At 54.4% G+C, this 14,478-nt stretch carries 13 protein-coding genes and 1 riboswitch; of the genes, 7 read left to right on the forward strand and 6 right to left on the reverse strand.

The annotated features are described in order from the left end of the window. Window positions 1-5: 5 nt before the first annotated feature. The gene (locus MKX42_RS05530) at window positions 6-1,646 is read left to right on the forward strand and encodes a glycosyl hydrolase family 95 catalytic domain-containing protein (RefSeq protein WP_340751641.1); all 1,641 of its coding nucleotides are present in this window, start codon (window positions 6-8) and stop codon (window positions 1,644-1,646) included. 201 nt (window positions 1,647-1,847) lie between these two features. Beyond that, on the forward strand, window positions 1,848-2,987 hold the full coding sequence (locus MKX42_RS05535; RefSeq protein WP_340751642.1) for a transglutaminase domain-containing protein: 1,140 nt from the start codon (window positions 1,848-1,850) through the stop codon (window positions 2,985-2,987). A 39-nt stretch (window positions 2,988-3,026) separates the two neighbouring features. Here MKX42_RS05535 and MKX42_RS05540 read toward each other — a convergent pair whose 3' ends face one another. Both MKX42_RS05540 and MKX42_RS05545 read right to left on the reverse strand, forming a co-directional pair. Next, window positions 3,027-3,344 (reverse strand): DUF3889 domain-containing protein, encoded by a 318-nt coding sequence (locus MKX42_RS05540; protein ID WP_340751643.1) that lies wholly within the window; start codon window positions 3,342-3,344, stop codon window positions 3,027-3,029. Window positions 3,345-3,430: 86 nt separating this feature from the next. After that, a complete protein-coding gene (locus MKX42_RS05545) occupies window positions 3,431-3,718 on the reverse strand; it encodes a MerR family DNA-binding transcriptional regulator (RefSeq protein WP_340751644.1) in 288 nt (95 codons plus the stop codon). 112 nt (window positions 3,719-3,830) lie between these two features. Here MKX42_RS05545 and MKX42_RS05550 point away from each other — a divergent pair, with 112 nt between their 5' ends. Further along, entirely contained in the window at window positions 3,831-4,481 is a 651-nt protein-coding gene (locus MKX42_RS05550) for a nitroreductase family protein (protein ID WP_340751645.1), read from the forward strand. Between the two features lie 104 nt (window positions 4,482-4,585). Here the strand turns inward: MKX42_RS05550 and MKX42_RS05555 are convergent, their stop codons facing one another. Further along, window positions 4,586-6,073, reverse strand: coding sequence for an amino acid permease (locus tag MKX42_RS05555; protein ID WP_340751646.1), 1,488 nt, complete (start codon window positions 6,071-6,073; stop codon window positions 4,586-4,588). A gap of 152 nt (window positions 6,074-6,225) precedes the next feature. Then, a riboswitch (Lysine riboswitch) is annotated at window positions 6,226-6,442 on the reverse strand. A gap of 97 nt (window positions 6,443-6,539) precedes the next feature. After that, the gene (locus MKX42_RS05560) at window positions 6,540-7,673 is read right to left on the reverse strand and encodes a virulence factor (protein ID WP_076080429.1); all 1,134 of its coding nucleotides are present in this window, start codon (window positions 7,671-7,673) and stop codon (window positions 6,540-6,542) included. Between the two features lie 576 nt (window positions 7,674-8,249). Between MKX42_RS05560 and MKX42_RS05565 the strand changes: the two genes are divergently transcribed. Together MKX42_RS05565 and MKX42_RS05570 are read left to right on the forward strand one after the other, a co-directional pair. Continuing rightward, window positions 8,250-9,248 carry an MBL fold metallo-hydrolase gene (locus MKX42_RS05565; protein ID WP_340751647.1) on the forward strand — a complete coding sequence of 333 codons (999 nt, stop codon included), beginning with the start codon at window positions 8,250-8,252 and terminating at the stop codon, window positions 9,246-9,248. 117 nt (window positions 9,249-9,365) lie between these two features. After that, on the forward strand, window positions 9,366-10,991 hold the full coding sequence (locus tag MKX42_RS05570; RefSeq protein ID WP_340751648.1) for an ABC-F family ATP-binding cassette domain-containing protein: 1,626 nt from the start codon (window positions 9,366-9,368) through the stop codon (window positions 10,989-10,991). A 101-nt stretch (window positions 10,992-11,092) separates the two neighbouring features. Here the strand turns inward: MKX42_RS05570 and MKX42_RS05575 are convergent, their stop codons facing one another. Next, a complete protein-coding gene (locus MKX42_RS05575; protein ID WP_036694961.1) occupies window positions 11,093-11,278 on the reverse strand; it encodes a hypothetical protein in 186 nt (61 codons plus the stop codon). A gap of 131 nt (window positions 11,279-11,409) precedes the next feature. Here MKX42_RS05575 and MKX42_RS05580 point away from each other — a divergent pair, with 131 nt between their 5' ends. Further along, window positions 11,410-12,279, forward strand: coding sequence for a cation diffusion facilitator family transporter (locus MKX42_RS05580; RefSeq protein ID WP_340751649.1), 870 nt, complete (start codon window positions 11,410-11,412; stop codon window positions 12,277-12,279). A 212-nt stretch (window positions 12,280-12,491) separates the two neighbouring features. Then, complete coding sequence (locus tag MKX42_RS05585; RefSeq protein WP_340751650.1) at window positions 12,492-13,595, forward strand: C40 family peptidase; 1,104 nt, start codon at window positions 12,492-12,494, stop codon at window positions 13,593-13,595. A gap of 244 nt (window positions 13,596-13,839) precedes the next feature. Here MKX42_RS05585 and MKX42_RS05590 read toward each other — a convergent pair whose 3' ends face one another. Then, window positions 13,840-14,247 carry a hypothetical protein gene (locus tag MKX42_RS05590; protein WP_340751651.1) on the reverse strand — a complete coding sequence of 136 codons (408 nt, stop codon included), beginning with the start codon at window positions 14,245-14,247 and terminating at the stop codon, window positions 13,840-13,842. Window positions 14,248-14,478: the final 231 nt, after the last annotated feature.

A 14,478-nucleotide genomic window follows, 5' to 3' on the forward strand; every position in this document is an offset into this window, starting at 1 on the left:
ACCGTGTGCTGCTGCTGCTGGCTGCCGGAACGGACTATGAGGAGGTGCGGTCCAGAGCAAGCCATAGGACTGCTCCGGCTGCTCAGCATTTGGAAGCAGTGGTAAGCCCGGCGGAGCTGTGCGCGAGCAGGTTAAGCGCTGCAGCCGGTAAGACTTATGAGGAGCTGTTCGCACGCCACGTGGCAGATCATCAGGCGATCTTCCGCCGGATGGATCTGGATCTTGGCGGTCACGAGGCGGATGAGCGGCCCACCGATGAACGTCTGGCCGCATATCAGCAGGGGGCAGAAGACCCGGCGCTGGAGGCCCTATTGTTCCAATATGGCCGCTATCTGCTGATGGGCAGCTCACGTGCCGGAACCCAGGCAGCGAATCTGCAGGGAATATGGAATGCCCATGTTCAGCCGCCATGGAACAGCAATTACACAATCAATATCAACACGCAGATGAACTATTGGCTGGCGGAGGTCTGCAATCTTAGCGAATGCCATGAGCCGCTCCTTGAGCTGATTAAGGAGCTTAGTGAGACCGGTGCCAGAACGGCTGCTATTCATTACGGGGCGCGCGGCTGGGTAGCCCATCATAATGTGGATCTGTGGAGGGCTTCCACACCGTCCGGCGGAGATGCCAGCTGGGCCTTCTGGCCAATGGGCGGCGTGTGGCTATGCCGCCACCTGTGGGAGCATTACGAATTCAACCCGGATATGAAGGTTTTGGCTGAGACCGCTTATCCGCTATTGAAGGGAGCTGCCCTCTTCTGCCTGGATTGGCTGGTGGAAGGACCGGAGGGCCGGCTGGTTACCAGTCCGTCTACTTCGCCGGAGAACCGGTTCATCACGGAGGACGGCAGAGCGTGCAGTATATCTATGGGTTCGGCTATGGATATGAGCCTGATCGCTGAGTTGATGCAGCACTGCATGGAGGCTGGGCGCATTCTCGGCGTGGATTCTGAGCTTCAGGAGGAGCTGGAGCAGACACTTGCCCGTCTATCTCCGCTGAAGATCAGCAAGGACGGAAGGGTGCAGGAATGGCTATATGACTTCGCCGAAGCGGAGCCGGGGCACCGCCATGTCTCCCATCTGTACAGCCTGTATCCGGGCAGCCGGATTAACAGGCGGGACACGCCGGAGCTGCTGGAAGCCAGCCGCATCACGCTGGAGCAGCGGGTTGCTTCCGGCGGGGGGCATACCGGCTGGAGCTGTGCTTGGCTGATCAACCTCTATGCCCGGCTCGCAGACGGCGATGCGGCTTACGGCTATGTGCGCACGCTGCTAACCCGCTCCGTCTACCCCAACCTGTTCGATGCCCATCCGCCGTTTCAGATTGACGGTAATTTCGGTGTGGCCGCCGGCATCGCAGAGATGCTGTTGCAGAGTCATTTGGGCGAGCTTACGCTGCTTCCGGCACTTCCGGGAGCCTGGAAGAACGGCCATATCCGCGGTCTGAAGGCGCGCGGAGGGTATGAAGTGGACCTGGAATGGGCCGCCGGAGTTCTGGTATTCGCGCGGATTACAGCCCGGTTCGATGGAACGCTGCGCCTCGGCTATACGCAAGAGCTGAAGCTGCAGCTAGCAGACGGCCGCCGCCAGGCGCTGAATGGTGTGCTTCAGGTTACGGCTGGCGGGGTTTACTCGGTGGGGGTGTGATCAACTAAAGGTACAAGTGACTTGGGGAGGGGGAGAATTGCTTATTATGCACGGAGAGGGCAGAGCCGATATAATGGATAGCATAGACAACAACCCCTGCTTATTCTTCAGGTTCGGGTTGTAAACAGGGGATTATTGGCATTTAATAAAGAGTATACGGCTATAGCCGATGATATAGATTGCAGGAGGCGTGCGGATCATATGGGGAAGAGACAGGGATCGCTGATGAAGACAGCGGTTGGACTTATGCTTGTGTTTGCAGCTATACCGCCTGCGACGTACTGGGGATACGAGCATGCGTATGCTGCAGCGGATTCGGCAGTGGTGCAGACCACACAAGGAATGACGCAGAAGCTGACCGGTGCGATGAGTAACCGCAGAGAGACAATTACCTTCACTTATCAGGGCAAGACCGCCAAGCTGAAGAGTGAGATCCAGACAGCGATCAATCAGGCGATGGGGAGCGACCCGTACCTGTATTATATTATTGACAGCTATGCCTTCTCATACCGTGGAAGCACGCGGGCTGTTCATGTGACGGTTCAGGTGGAATACCGGGAGACGCTGCAGCAGACAGCATATGTTAACAAGCAGGTGAAGGCTATTCTGCAGCAGATCATAACACCGGGAATGAACAATCACCAGAAGGTAAAAGCGATCCACGACTGGGTCGTCCTGAATTTTGAATATGATCACTCGCACCGTAAATACACCGCTTTTGAGGGACTTCAGACCGGGAGTGCGGTCTGCCAGGGCTATACGCTGCTAACCTATAAGCTGCTGCTGGGGGCGGGGATTCCGAACAGAGTTGTGGAAGGAACGGCCAGGGCCGCAGACGGTGTGACCCAGTCGCATGCCTGGAATTTGGTGCTTTTGAACGGGGCATGGTATCATCTCGACACCACTTGGGATGACCCGGACCCGAGTCCGGAGGGCGGAATCAGTACGCTCTATTACATGAGGACGGATGCCCAGATGCGGCTTGACCACACTTGGACCAAGTCCTATCCGGCGGCCTCCACCAATTATGCCCAGACCTTGTCTAAGCTGGTCAATCAAGGGGGCCAGGGGGTGGAGGCATACAAGACGCTCCAGAAGGATCTGAATTACTGGCTGTACGAGGAGAATATGGTGGTTTCGTCGGCGGAACAGCTCAAGGAGCTGGCGAAGCAGGCGGCAGACGCCGGACAGCAATCGCTGCTGTTCCGCTATCGCGGAAGCGACAAGCTGCTGAGGCAGGATCTGCAGGGGCTCTACGGGCTGGGACTGAACAACCTGGCCTTCAACAGCTCGCCGTTCGAGAATACAGGAGATCTTAAGGTATATGTGACCTGGAAATAAAAGAGTGTCAGCTACCCGGCGAACCAGCCAGGTGGAGTCTCAGGCATTGGTCTCCAGGAATTGAATGGTCTGAAGCTTGTTTGTTGAAGGGTTGAAGCGGACCATCACGAATACGCCGAATTCCCGGCCCGCCTTGCTGCGGACCAGCAGCTTGAACTTCTCTTCTGTAAGCTTCGGCTTGATCTGGGTCCGGCCGATGTGCTTGTAATCGATGATTTCGGCGTTGTATTTCTGCTGCGTCTCTTTCACGGCCAGGGTTCCCCACCGGGCATAGTCAGGTGCAGCGGAGCTGGGGTTTACCGGGTTGCTCAGGATCAGGGCTAACGTCAGCAAGGCTACTGTCCATATTTTTTTCATCATTGCCTCCTTGAGCTGGAATTACAGGTTAGCGTCCCCCGGCACCCTCGCCTTTATGCGACTCCCTAGAGCGCAGCTCTGGGGTTTTAGTGTTTTCCGAACCCGTCCTCACAGGTAATATCCATCTTTAGAAGCTGGTAAAGAGACTGCTTGGAAGCCTCCAAGTTTTTTTGTGCGTCTTCAATTTCAGCTATTTTAGCCGTTATGATAAGTGTCTGTTCATCCTTAAGATAAGTAATAATCTCCGGGACATAATTCCGGTAATTATTTTCTTCTCTAAGGACATACTCTTCTGTAATAAGGCCGATTTTCTCATAATAACGCAGAGTCGATATCGGAAGATCAGCCCTTTGGGCGACTTCACTGGTTTTCATGGCAATCCCCCCATCATTGTGCTTGCTATGAAGTATACTTTATAGTTTACAATTCTTCTAGTGACGATACGTCGTCAAGAACATTCCATAAAGATAAAAGGAGAGAAATGATATGAGCAACATGACAGGTAAATTCCACACCACCAACGATTTCAACGAAATTGTCCTGGAGCGCCGCTCCGTGAAAGTCTATGATCCCGAGGTGAAAATCAGCAGAGAGGAGCTGACAGAGATTCTGGCAGAGGCTTCCCGTGCCCCCTCTTCCGTCAACATGCAGCCATGGCGTTTCCTGGTTATTGACAGCGCTGAAGGCAAAGCAAAGCTCGCACCGCTGGCTGCCTTCAACCAGACTCAGGCGTTAACTTCCTCGGCTGTTATTGCGATATTTTATGATACGAATAACGTTGAATATATGGACGAAATTTTCGGCAAAGCTGTAGAGCTTGGGTACATGCCCCGCGAGGTAATGGAAATGCAGCTGCAGCAGGTCAAGCCTTATTATGCGAAGATTTCCGCATCCGATTTGCGGGATGTGAATCTGATTGACTCGGGGCTTGTAGCGATGCAGTTAATGCTGGTGGCCCGCGCCCACGGATACGATACCAACCCGATGGCCGGCTATGACAAGGAGCATATTGCCGAAGTGTTCGGCCTGGACAAGGAACGGTTCCAGCCGGTCATGCTGATCTCGATAGGCAAGGCTGCCAAGGAGGGGTATCCTTCCTACCGTCTGCCGGTCGATACGATCACAACCTGGGCATAATCAGTAGCTGCAGGGATTCCCCCGAATAGAACTTATATTTATAAAGACCGGTTTTGGCCCGCTGCTGCGGGATCAAAACCGGTCTTTTGCTGTGCTGCAATGAATCAGTCTGCGTGGGTGCTTAGATCACACTTATCGAGGGGGATAAGGCTGCTCTTGCGGAACCAGCCATAGCCCAGCCAGATTAGCAGGAACAGCGGCACACTGACGTAGGAGACAAGAATGCCATACCAGTCGATCTTCGCACCGGTGAAGGCGCCCATGTTCTGGCCGAAAACGGCTACCATACACAGAGCGAAGGCAAACAACGGACCGAACGGGAACCATCTCGCCCGGTAAGGCAGCTCCTCCAGCGAATGGCCCTGCTTCACGAAGGCCCGGCGGAACCGGTAATGGCAGACGGCAATCCCCAGCCAGTTGATGAAGCCGCACATCCCGGAAGCGTTAAGCAGCCAATTGTACACTGCGCCATCTCCGAAGAAGGAGGCAAGGAAGGCGAGCATGCCGACAGCGGTAGTCACGAGCAGTGCGCCTACAGGAACACCTCTGCGGTTCAGCTTGCCGAGCGCGCGCGGTGCCATTCCATCCTTGGCCATGGCGTACAGGACACGGGTGGAGGCATACATCCCGGAGTTTCCGGCAGACAGCACGGAGCTGAGAATCACGGCATTCATTACCGAGGCGGCAATCGCCAGCCCTGCTTTGTTGAAGACGATTGTGAACGGGCTGACGCCGATATCATCAATACCGCCGCGGAGCAGATCGGGATTCGTATAAGGAATCAGCATACCGATGACGGCAATGGCGAAAATATAGAAGATCAGGATGCGCCAGAACACCTGGCGGATCGCAATCGGCACGTTGCGGCGCGGATTCTCGCTCTCTCCGGCGGCTACGCCGACCAGCTCCGTTCCCTGGAAGGAGAACCCGGCGGCCATGAAGACCCCGACGAAGGCGAAGAAGCCGCCATGGAAGGAGCTGCCTCCGAGCTCAAAGTTGCTGAAGCCCACCGCCTTGCCGCCCAGAATCCCGAAGATCATCAGGACGCCGACCGTCAAGAAGACGACCACCGTAATAATCTTGATAATGGCGAACCAGTATTCCGACTCGCCATACCCCCGCGCAGAGAGGAAGTTCAGGCCGAACATGAGCGCCAGGAAGAGCAGGCTCCACAGGAACGAAGGACTGTCCGGGAACCAGTACTTAATGATAACGGTGGCTGCTGAGAGTTCGGCTGCAATGGTTACTGCCCAGTTGTACCAGAAGTTCCAGCCGATAGCGAAGCCGAAGGCGGGGCTGACGAACCGTGTACCGTAAGTGCTGAAGGAACCGGAATCGGGCAGATAGGTTGCCAGCTCCCCAAGGCTGGTCATCAGAAAATAGACCATAATGCCGACGGCCGTGTAGGCGAGCAGGGCTCCGCCCGGACCGGAGGAGGCGATGGCCCCGCCGCTGGCGAGGAACAGTCCGGTTCCGATCGAGCCGCCGAGGGCGATCATGGTCAGATGTCTTGCTTTGAAGGATTTGCGCAGGCCCGGCGTATTGGCGTTACCTGCCTGTACTGCCGGCCGTTTAGGCTGCTGTGCTTGCATGAATAAGACACTCCCTTTAGATTGATGGTTCTGTTCACAGGGGGAGTGCCGCTGCCTGCATGTGCCGGTGTCTTCTTCCCGGCATGCTGCACGCAAAAAAACCGCAGACGGACGCTGCGGTTTCCTGATTATAGGCTCCGCATCATACTCCCTGTTAAGATAGCGCAACACGGTGCAGCTCCCGCAGTCTCCTGACAGGCAGTATGCACAGTGACAGTTCCGCGCCTTTCGGCAAACGGCCCCAATCGTAGCTGCGGACTAAGAGCAGCAGTTACAATTTCGGCGGATATTCCTTTGGGCGCGTATCACCGATGGCTCTTAGGCATCTCCACGCGCTTACTCTTCTTATCCGCGACCTCTACCTCATCCTAGGTATGATGAGGCTATCTTTGAACGATTTGAACAACAGGAATCAGTATAATGCATACCGGCTTCTCAGGCAATGACAAAATACGGCAGGTTCACGTCAGCTCCGCCGCCGCTCTGACATCTGCTGCCAGACAGTGCCCGCCGCTTCCTCGCCGGACAGAATCCGCTCCAGCGCCATCTTGGCCTGGAGCCCGACCTCGAATTCGGGGTCTTCCGCAGCAACGCTAAGCGCGTCCTGGGCCTCAGCGGTCCCGACTTCGTAGAGGAAGCGTGCCGCCCGCCAGCGCACCAGCTTGCTGGCATCACTCAGCGACGCCGTCATCACCGGCGTCGCCGCCGGGTCGCCGATGTCGGAGAGCGTGTCCCCGGCGGTGCGCCGCACGGCCGGGGCGCTGTCCTTCATCGCCTCATAGAGAAGCTCCATCGCACCGGGCGTGCGGATGTCGCCCAGGTACACGACCGCCAATCTGCGGATCTGCAGCTTGGGGTCGTGCAGAGCCGCCCGCAGCTCCGGCAGGAGCTGCTCGCCCGGCGCCAGATCCTCCAGCGCGGCATAGCGCACGCGCCAATCCTCGGCGTGCAGGTCTCGCAGCAGCTCGGCCTGCTCTTTCTTGTGCCGCTGCTCGACGAACTCGCCGGCAGCCCCGTGCGCGATGGCCTGCTGCACGAGGGAGTCGAGGCGTTCCTGCGGATACGCCGCCTCCAGCTCCTGCTCGACCTCGCGGGCAATCTCCGGCGGCTCGCCGTAGCGTACGCCGTAATCGCTGAGCTTGCGCTCTTTGATCATCACGGCGCTGGCCACATCGGTCACCGCCTGGGTGAAGCGGCTGGAAAGGGCGATGCGCTCCTCCTTCGCGCCGGTCTTGACCCGGATCTGAATCGGGATGCCGCGGAACATCTGCACGAACACCTGGGACTCCCCGAAGTGGGCGCCGTCATTCTCATCGCCAAGACTATATTCCGCGCTGAGGCCGTCCGCCCCGAAGCGGTTCTGGACCTCGCGCAGAATTGCAGCCCAGTCGGCACTGCCCTTGCGCTCCAGCGCGGCGAAGTCAGCGGCATGATAAATACTGGTCACGCCCGGAATCTCCAGCATCTCCTGCGCCCAGGAAGGGGCGGAGCGCCGGGTCTCCGGGGTATAGGTCCGGCGGATACCGGGGGCAAGGCTTTCGTCCAGATGAAGCTTCATGGTATTTGGACTCGGTGTCGGTTCAATAAATGTAATCTTCATATGTCAGCTCCTTGGGTTATATGGCATAAGTTCCGTCCTGCGTTACCCGCATTTTACCTCATTTGAGCGGGTGAATACAAAGGGCGGAGGCCTGAACCCGCTAAAATTTTAAATAGTTGAATTAGTTGATACAGCAACGCAAACGGAAATGTTGCACATTTTGCAATTTTGACTTCTTAAATAACCGGGGTGTTAGGGGAATGTTGCATGAAATGCAGGAATTGTCCCGCTTCGGCCTCATGGTGGAGTATAATTGCTGACATTTATACAACAATCCTGGATATGAGGCCGAGATTGGGAGGGAATGTTGCAATTCGTGCAGGATTTTATCGAATCCCGCTACCGCCCGCTAAATCCGCATCATTTACCATCCTGCCTGACAAAAGAAGCCCGGACGTTTCCCGCCCGGCTATTTGGGTACAATTTGTAATGAGTGCCCTGTAGTTTCTATGGGGTTTGCAGGTTTTGCAGGGCCCTGTAATTTTGCAAATGATTCTGCGGAACCCTATAGTTAAGATATGTGGTTTGCCGCCCGGCAACAGAAACGGCAGATCTGCTATAAGGAGTGGTTCTTGTATGGCCAGAATACGTTATAATAACATCGACAATGTAAGCACCGATAAAACACTTAAGGAATTCCGCCAATGGCGTGAGGACCGCCGCAAGAAAAAGAAGGATTACACCTATAAAGTGCCGAATCATCCGCCGCGCCTCGACTATCTGGCCGGGAACCGGCTGGAGACAACGATTACGTGGATCGGGCACTCCACTTTTTTTCTGCAATACGAAGGGCTTAATATTATCACCGACCCGATCTGGGCGCGGCGGCTGGGCTTCGAGAAGCGGATCGGTCAGCCGGGCATTCCGCTGGCGGATATCCCGCCGATCGATCTGATTCTGATTTCCCATTCCCATTATGACCATCTGCATATCGCGTCCATCCGCAAGCTATACCGGGCAGGAACAACCATTGTGGTGCCTGCAGGGCTTAAGCGCAAAATGCTCCGCAAAGGCTTCCCGAGCTGCCAGGAAATGCAGTGGTGGCAGGAGATTACGCTGGGCGCCGTCAAGCTGACGTTTGTCCCGACCCAGCACTGGACGCGGAGAACGCCGTTCGATACGAATTCCTCGCACTGGGGCGGTTATGTGCTTCAGCCGGCAAACCCGCAGAAGCACCCGGAGGGGGAGGAGGGCAAGGCGCAGCATAAGCTGCTTCCGCCGAACCTCTATTTTGCCGGAGACAGCGGCTTCTTCCCTGGCTTCAAGGAGATCGGCAGACGCTTCAAGCTGCATGTTGCGCTGATGCCGATTGGCGCTTATGAACCTGAATGGTTCATGAACTCCCAGCATGTGAATCCCGAGGAGGCCGTACAGGCCTTTCTTGATGTAGGCGCCGAGCTGATGATTCCCATGCACTTCGGAACCTTCAGGCTGGCAGATGATACCGCGCGCGAAGCGCTGGACCGGATGGAGCAGGCGAGGGTAGCGCAGGGGCTTGGTGAGGAGCGTATCCGTACCTTGGGCTATGGGGAGACGCTGGTCGTCCAGCCCGAGGAACGCCCGGCTGGGCAATAACCCGTAGAAGGCTTGTATTAAACACTTCTACTTAAATAAGAGCCGTAATAAGGGCCATTTTGCTTGTTTTTATGCTATAATGAGCCGGAACCTATGTGAAAAGGATGGTAATGCTTAATGATTAGCACAAGCGGTATAACACTCCGCTACGGAAAACGCGCACTATTTGAGGATGTAAACATAAAATTCACACCCGGCAACTGCTACGGTCTGATTGGCGCGAATGGCGCCGGCAAATCGACCTTCCTAAAGATTCTGTCCGGAGAGATCGAAGCGAACATCGGCGATGTGCATATCACACCCGGTGAACGTCTGGCCGTACTGAAACAGAACCATTTCGAGTATGACGAGTTCCAGGTGCTGGAGACCGTAATTATGGGTCATACCCGCCTGTATGAAATTATGAAGGAAAAGGACGCCCTGTACGCAAAGAGCGACTTCACCGAAGCAGACGGACTTCGTGCCGGTGAGCTGGAAGGCGAATTCGCGGAGCTGAACGGCTGGGATGCTGAGCCTGACGCTGCTGCTATGCTGATTGGTCTTGGGATCATGCGTGAGATGCACGACAAGAAAATGGCCGAACTCAGCGGCAACGAGAAGGTGCGGGTGCTGCTGGCCCAGGCCCTGTTCGGACGTCCGAACAACCTGCTGCTCGATGAGCCTACCAACCATTTGGATCTCGAATCGATCGGCTGGCTGGAGAATTTCCTCATGGACTACGAAGGCACCGTTATCGTGGTATCCCATGACCGTCACTTCCTGAACAAGGTCTGTACGCATATTGCGGATATCGATTTCGGCAAGATCCAGATGTATGTCGGTAACTACGACTTCTGGTATGAGTCCAGCCAATTGGCCCAGGCGCTGCAGCGCGATGCCAACAAGAAGAAGGAAGACAAGATGAAGGAGCTGCAAGCCTTCATTCAGCGCTTCTCGGCCAACGCCTCGAAATCGAAGCAGGCGACTTCCCGTAAGAAGCAGCTCGAGAAAATTACCCTGGATGATATCCGTCCGTCCAACCGTAAATACCCGTTCCTGAACTTCAAGCCGGAGCGTGAAGCCGGCAAGCAGTTGCTTACGATCAGCGGCCTGACCAAGGCTGTGGACGGCGAGAAGCTGCTGGATGAAGTCAGCTTTGTAGTCAACAAAGGGGATAAAATCGCTTTTGTAGGACCGTATTCCCAGCCTAAATCCCTGCTGTTCGATGTGATTATGGGCGAGAAGGAAGCAGATGCAGGCGAGTATACTTGGGGAGTGACAACTACCCAGGCGTATTTCCCTAAGGATAACTCCAACTACTTCGACGGGGTGAACATGAACCTGGTGGAATGGCTGCGCCAATACTCCAAGGATCAGGATGAGACCTTCCTGCGCGGCTTCCTGGGCCGGATGCTGTTCGCCGGCGAAGAAGCACTGAAGAAGGCAAGCGTGTTGTCCGGGGGCGAGAAGGTCCGCTGTATGCTGGCCAAGATGATGCTGAACGGAGCCAACGTGCTGGTGTTCGATGAGCCTACCAACCACTTGGATCTGGAATCGATCACTGCGCTCAATAACGGCCTGATCGACTTTGACGGCACGATCCTGTTCACCTCCCATGACCATCAGTTCATCCAGACGATTGCCAACCGCATCATTGAGATTACTCCGGCTGGCATCATTGACCGTACGATGAGCTATGACGAATATCTGGAGAACCCGGAGATCAAGGAAATGCGTGCCCGGATGTACCCTGTAGAGGCTTAAGAATCAGATATAGACAGAATGAACGGTCATGAGTTCATATGAAAAACGGCTGCGTCGTCCCCGGAGGGATAACGCAGCCGTTTCCACTTGAAATCTAAGGTCTAGGATCCGCCAGTCCGGCGGCGCTGATTGTTAGGCTTCTTGTTATTCTGGCTTTTCAGCGGCTTCGCGGAGCCGGCCTGGAAGGTTGAACCCGGTTTTCCCGAAGCATGCTGTTTCTTCTGCTCCAGCTTCTGGCGGATGGCATCAGCCAAATTAATTTTTGGTTTCTCATTGTTCTCGCTCATTATGTTACCCCCTTAGGCAGCAAGTCCTTATTCCTTATTCTAATTGTTTTTAAATGCTGCTACAAGGGCAAGAATAACTCAAAGAAAGTTTTCCTGTATTTAAGCGGCAGGGATGGGGAAGAGGGGCAGAGATGACTGATATTTATGAAGATATTCGCAAGGGTGAAAAGGGTGCGCTGGTCAGTATCGCTGCATATGTGATTTTGTCCGCTTTTAAGCTGGTCTGCGGCTACCTGTTCGCCTCCAGTGCGCTCCTGGCGGACGGATTCAATAACCTAACCGATATTGTGGCCTCGCTGGCGGTGCTGATCGGGCTGCGAATCTCGCGGAAGCCGCCGGATTCCGATCACACCTACGGGCATTTCCGGGCTGAGACGATTGCGGCGCTAATGGCCTCTTTTATTATGGCGCTGGTGGGCATTCAGGTTATTGTGGAGGCGGTGCGCTCGCTGTTCGAGGGCGAGAAGGCCACGCCGCAGCTCTGGTCTGCCGGTGTTGCGTTGGTGTGTGCGGTAGCGATGATGGGGGTATATATATATAACAAGCGTCTGGCAGAGCGAATTAATAACCATGCGCTGATGGCTGCTGCGAAGGATAATTTCTCGGATGCCATTGTAAGCGTAGGGGCGGCTGTAGGGATTGTAGGGGCACAGTTCGGACTGCCGTGGATTGATTCGGCGGCTGCCATCGGAGTCGGCTTGCTGATTATCAAGACAGCCTGGGATATTTTCCGCGATTCCACGTACCGGCTGACGGACGGCTTTGACGAAGATAAGCTGATGGACCTGCGCAGCACCATTGCCCGAACCCCTGGCGTAGAGGGTATCAAGGATCTGAAGGCCCGTGTACACGGCAATCATGTGCTGGTGGATGTAGTCGTAGAGGTGAATGCCCGCATGACGGTCATGGAAGGGCATGAGATCAGCGACTCGATTGAAGAGCGGATGACCAAGCTGCATAACATCATGCATGTGCAAGTACACGTGGAGCCTAAGGACTAACATTCCATGATTTCTCCTAGTTTGCTGTAATTTCCACCAAATCCAAGGAGAAATCGAGACTATAGACCTGTATGTTACCATAAGATGGAAAGGTTTTTTGTGAAATTTGGAGCATGTTCCAAATCCCGGGCCAGCCTATAATGAGGGCAGAAAGCAACAAACGTAGCGCGCGCCGTTGTTGATTTTCTTAATACGCTAAGCGGGGGAACGCTATGATCGTATCACGCAAGAAAATTACAGCATCGTTATGGATTTCCGCTTCATTGGCATTATCCTTGGGAGTGTTAAGTCCCGGACAGGCTTTCGCTGCAACCGAATCTTCGATTACAACGCTTGCGGCGTCCGCTGGACAGACAGGCATTATTGAAGCTTCGGTCCGGCTGCGTACAGATCCGTCTACCAGCAGCACGGTACTGAAATATCTAAATAAAGGCGACCAGGTCGTGATTCTGGAAGCTGCGAACAGCTACTGGTACAAAGTAAGAACTGCAGAGGGAATTGTGGGGTATATGAGCTCGGGAGATTCTTATATCCGGGTAGCTGCGGCTTCCGCACCTGCGTCCCGGACAGCCGTGATTCAGGCCACGGTCCGTGTAAGAGAGACCCCTGCAACCAGCGGGCAAGTGGTTGGATATCTCTATAAGAATGACCAGGTAACCATTCTTGAAGAGACCAACAGCTATTGGTACAAAATAAGAACGGCAAACGGGACGGTGGGTTATACCAGCTCATCCGATCAATATATTACAGCGGGTGCTTCATCGCCGACTGCCCCATCCACTCCAGCTCCAACGCCAGTACCTGTTCAGACACCAGTGCCGGTGCCTGTTCCAACACCAACACCAGCTCCGGTACCTGTTCCAACAGCGGGACAGACGGCTGTGATTGAACGTGTGATATCAGCGGGCATGGGCTATCTGGGAACACCATATGAATACGGCTCTGACCGCAATAATACAAGTACCTTCGATTGCTCTGATTTCATCCGTCAGATCTTCATGGATGCAGCGAATTTGAAGCTGCCTGCCGATTCCCGGCAGCAAGGGGACTGGGTGAAGCAGAACAGCGGTGTAACTACGGATGTATCCGGCTTGAAGCGCGGCGATTTGATGTTCTTCATGGATTATAAAGGAACTTCTCCCTCTGCGTATACCGGAATCAACAAGTCTACGGCAAGAATTACGCATGTCGCCATGTATTTGGGTGACGGGAAGCTGCTGCATACCTATTCAGTAAGCTCCGGCGGTGTAAGAGTAGATAATCTTAGCGCTTCTTGGATGAACCGCTTCCTGTACGGAGGTTCGGTCATCCGCTAATATATACAGCTAGGACAGCAAGAAGCGACAGGCAGTACAAGTTTGTGACGGGTGAACTACAAGCGGGTGTATGGCGGGGTTATCCCTTCAGTAGAAGATTCTACTGAAGGGATAACCCTTTTTGTCGCCGCATGAACACACAAAAAAAGGCCGTCCGGATTGGTGTCCACGGGCCTTGTCAGGGTAGATCCGTGGAGCCATAGCTGCAGTATATGAACAGCTATGACTCCTATGTGTCGATCGCTTATGGATTGATTACGTATGCGGAAGCAGGAACCTTAATCCAGGCTTTGCCCAGCCAAGTGTAGACTTCTCTCCATTCGTTGCCCATTGCGTCAGTCATAATCACACCAGTAGTATCAACAGTCTGTGCACTCAACCAGCCAGCAGGAGTTGCCATGCTTCCCATAGAAAGATGGAATGCTGTGATCTTGGTCAGAATGATCTGAGGAGTTGCCGGCTTGATATCAGCCGCCGTAATGACCGGGTCTGCCGGATTCAGATAAGTTGCTCCGGTTACAGTAGTTACTGCATCGGAAGAAGTGGTTTTGGTAGTTGCTGTTGTTCCTGTTACTACCTCTGCTGCGGAAGCTGTTGCTGCCAAGGAAGCCATAAGACCCATTGCTACTGTTAAACTGGCTAATTTTTTCATCGATGTTTCCTCCTAGGTATGATGGTGTGATTTTCTATGTTCGTGCTGTGCTAATAAGGATGTAAACATAAATTGCATCAAATGAACCATCGGCATCAAGAAATTTTATTTTTCTTGTCCAGCCTGCCGGGAAACGCCGCATTATAGTCTGAATCACAGATGACAACCTGAGCGTTAAGGCCTATACTTTTTGAAGACAGCAAGAAGCCCGGAGGTTTCCTGACGGAGACC

This window comes from Paenibacillus sp. FSL R7-0204, from assembly GCF_038002225.1.
GTDB lineage: Bacteria > Bacillota > Bacilli > Paenibacillales > Paenibacillaceae > Paenibacillus_AQ.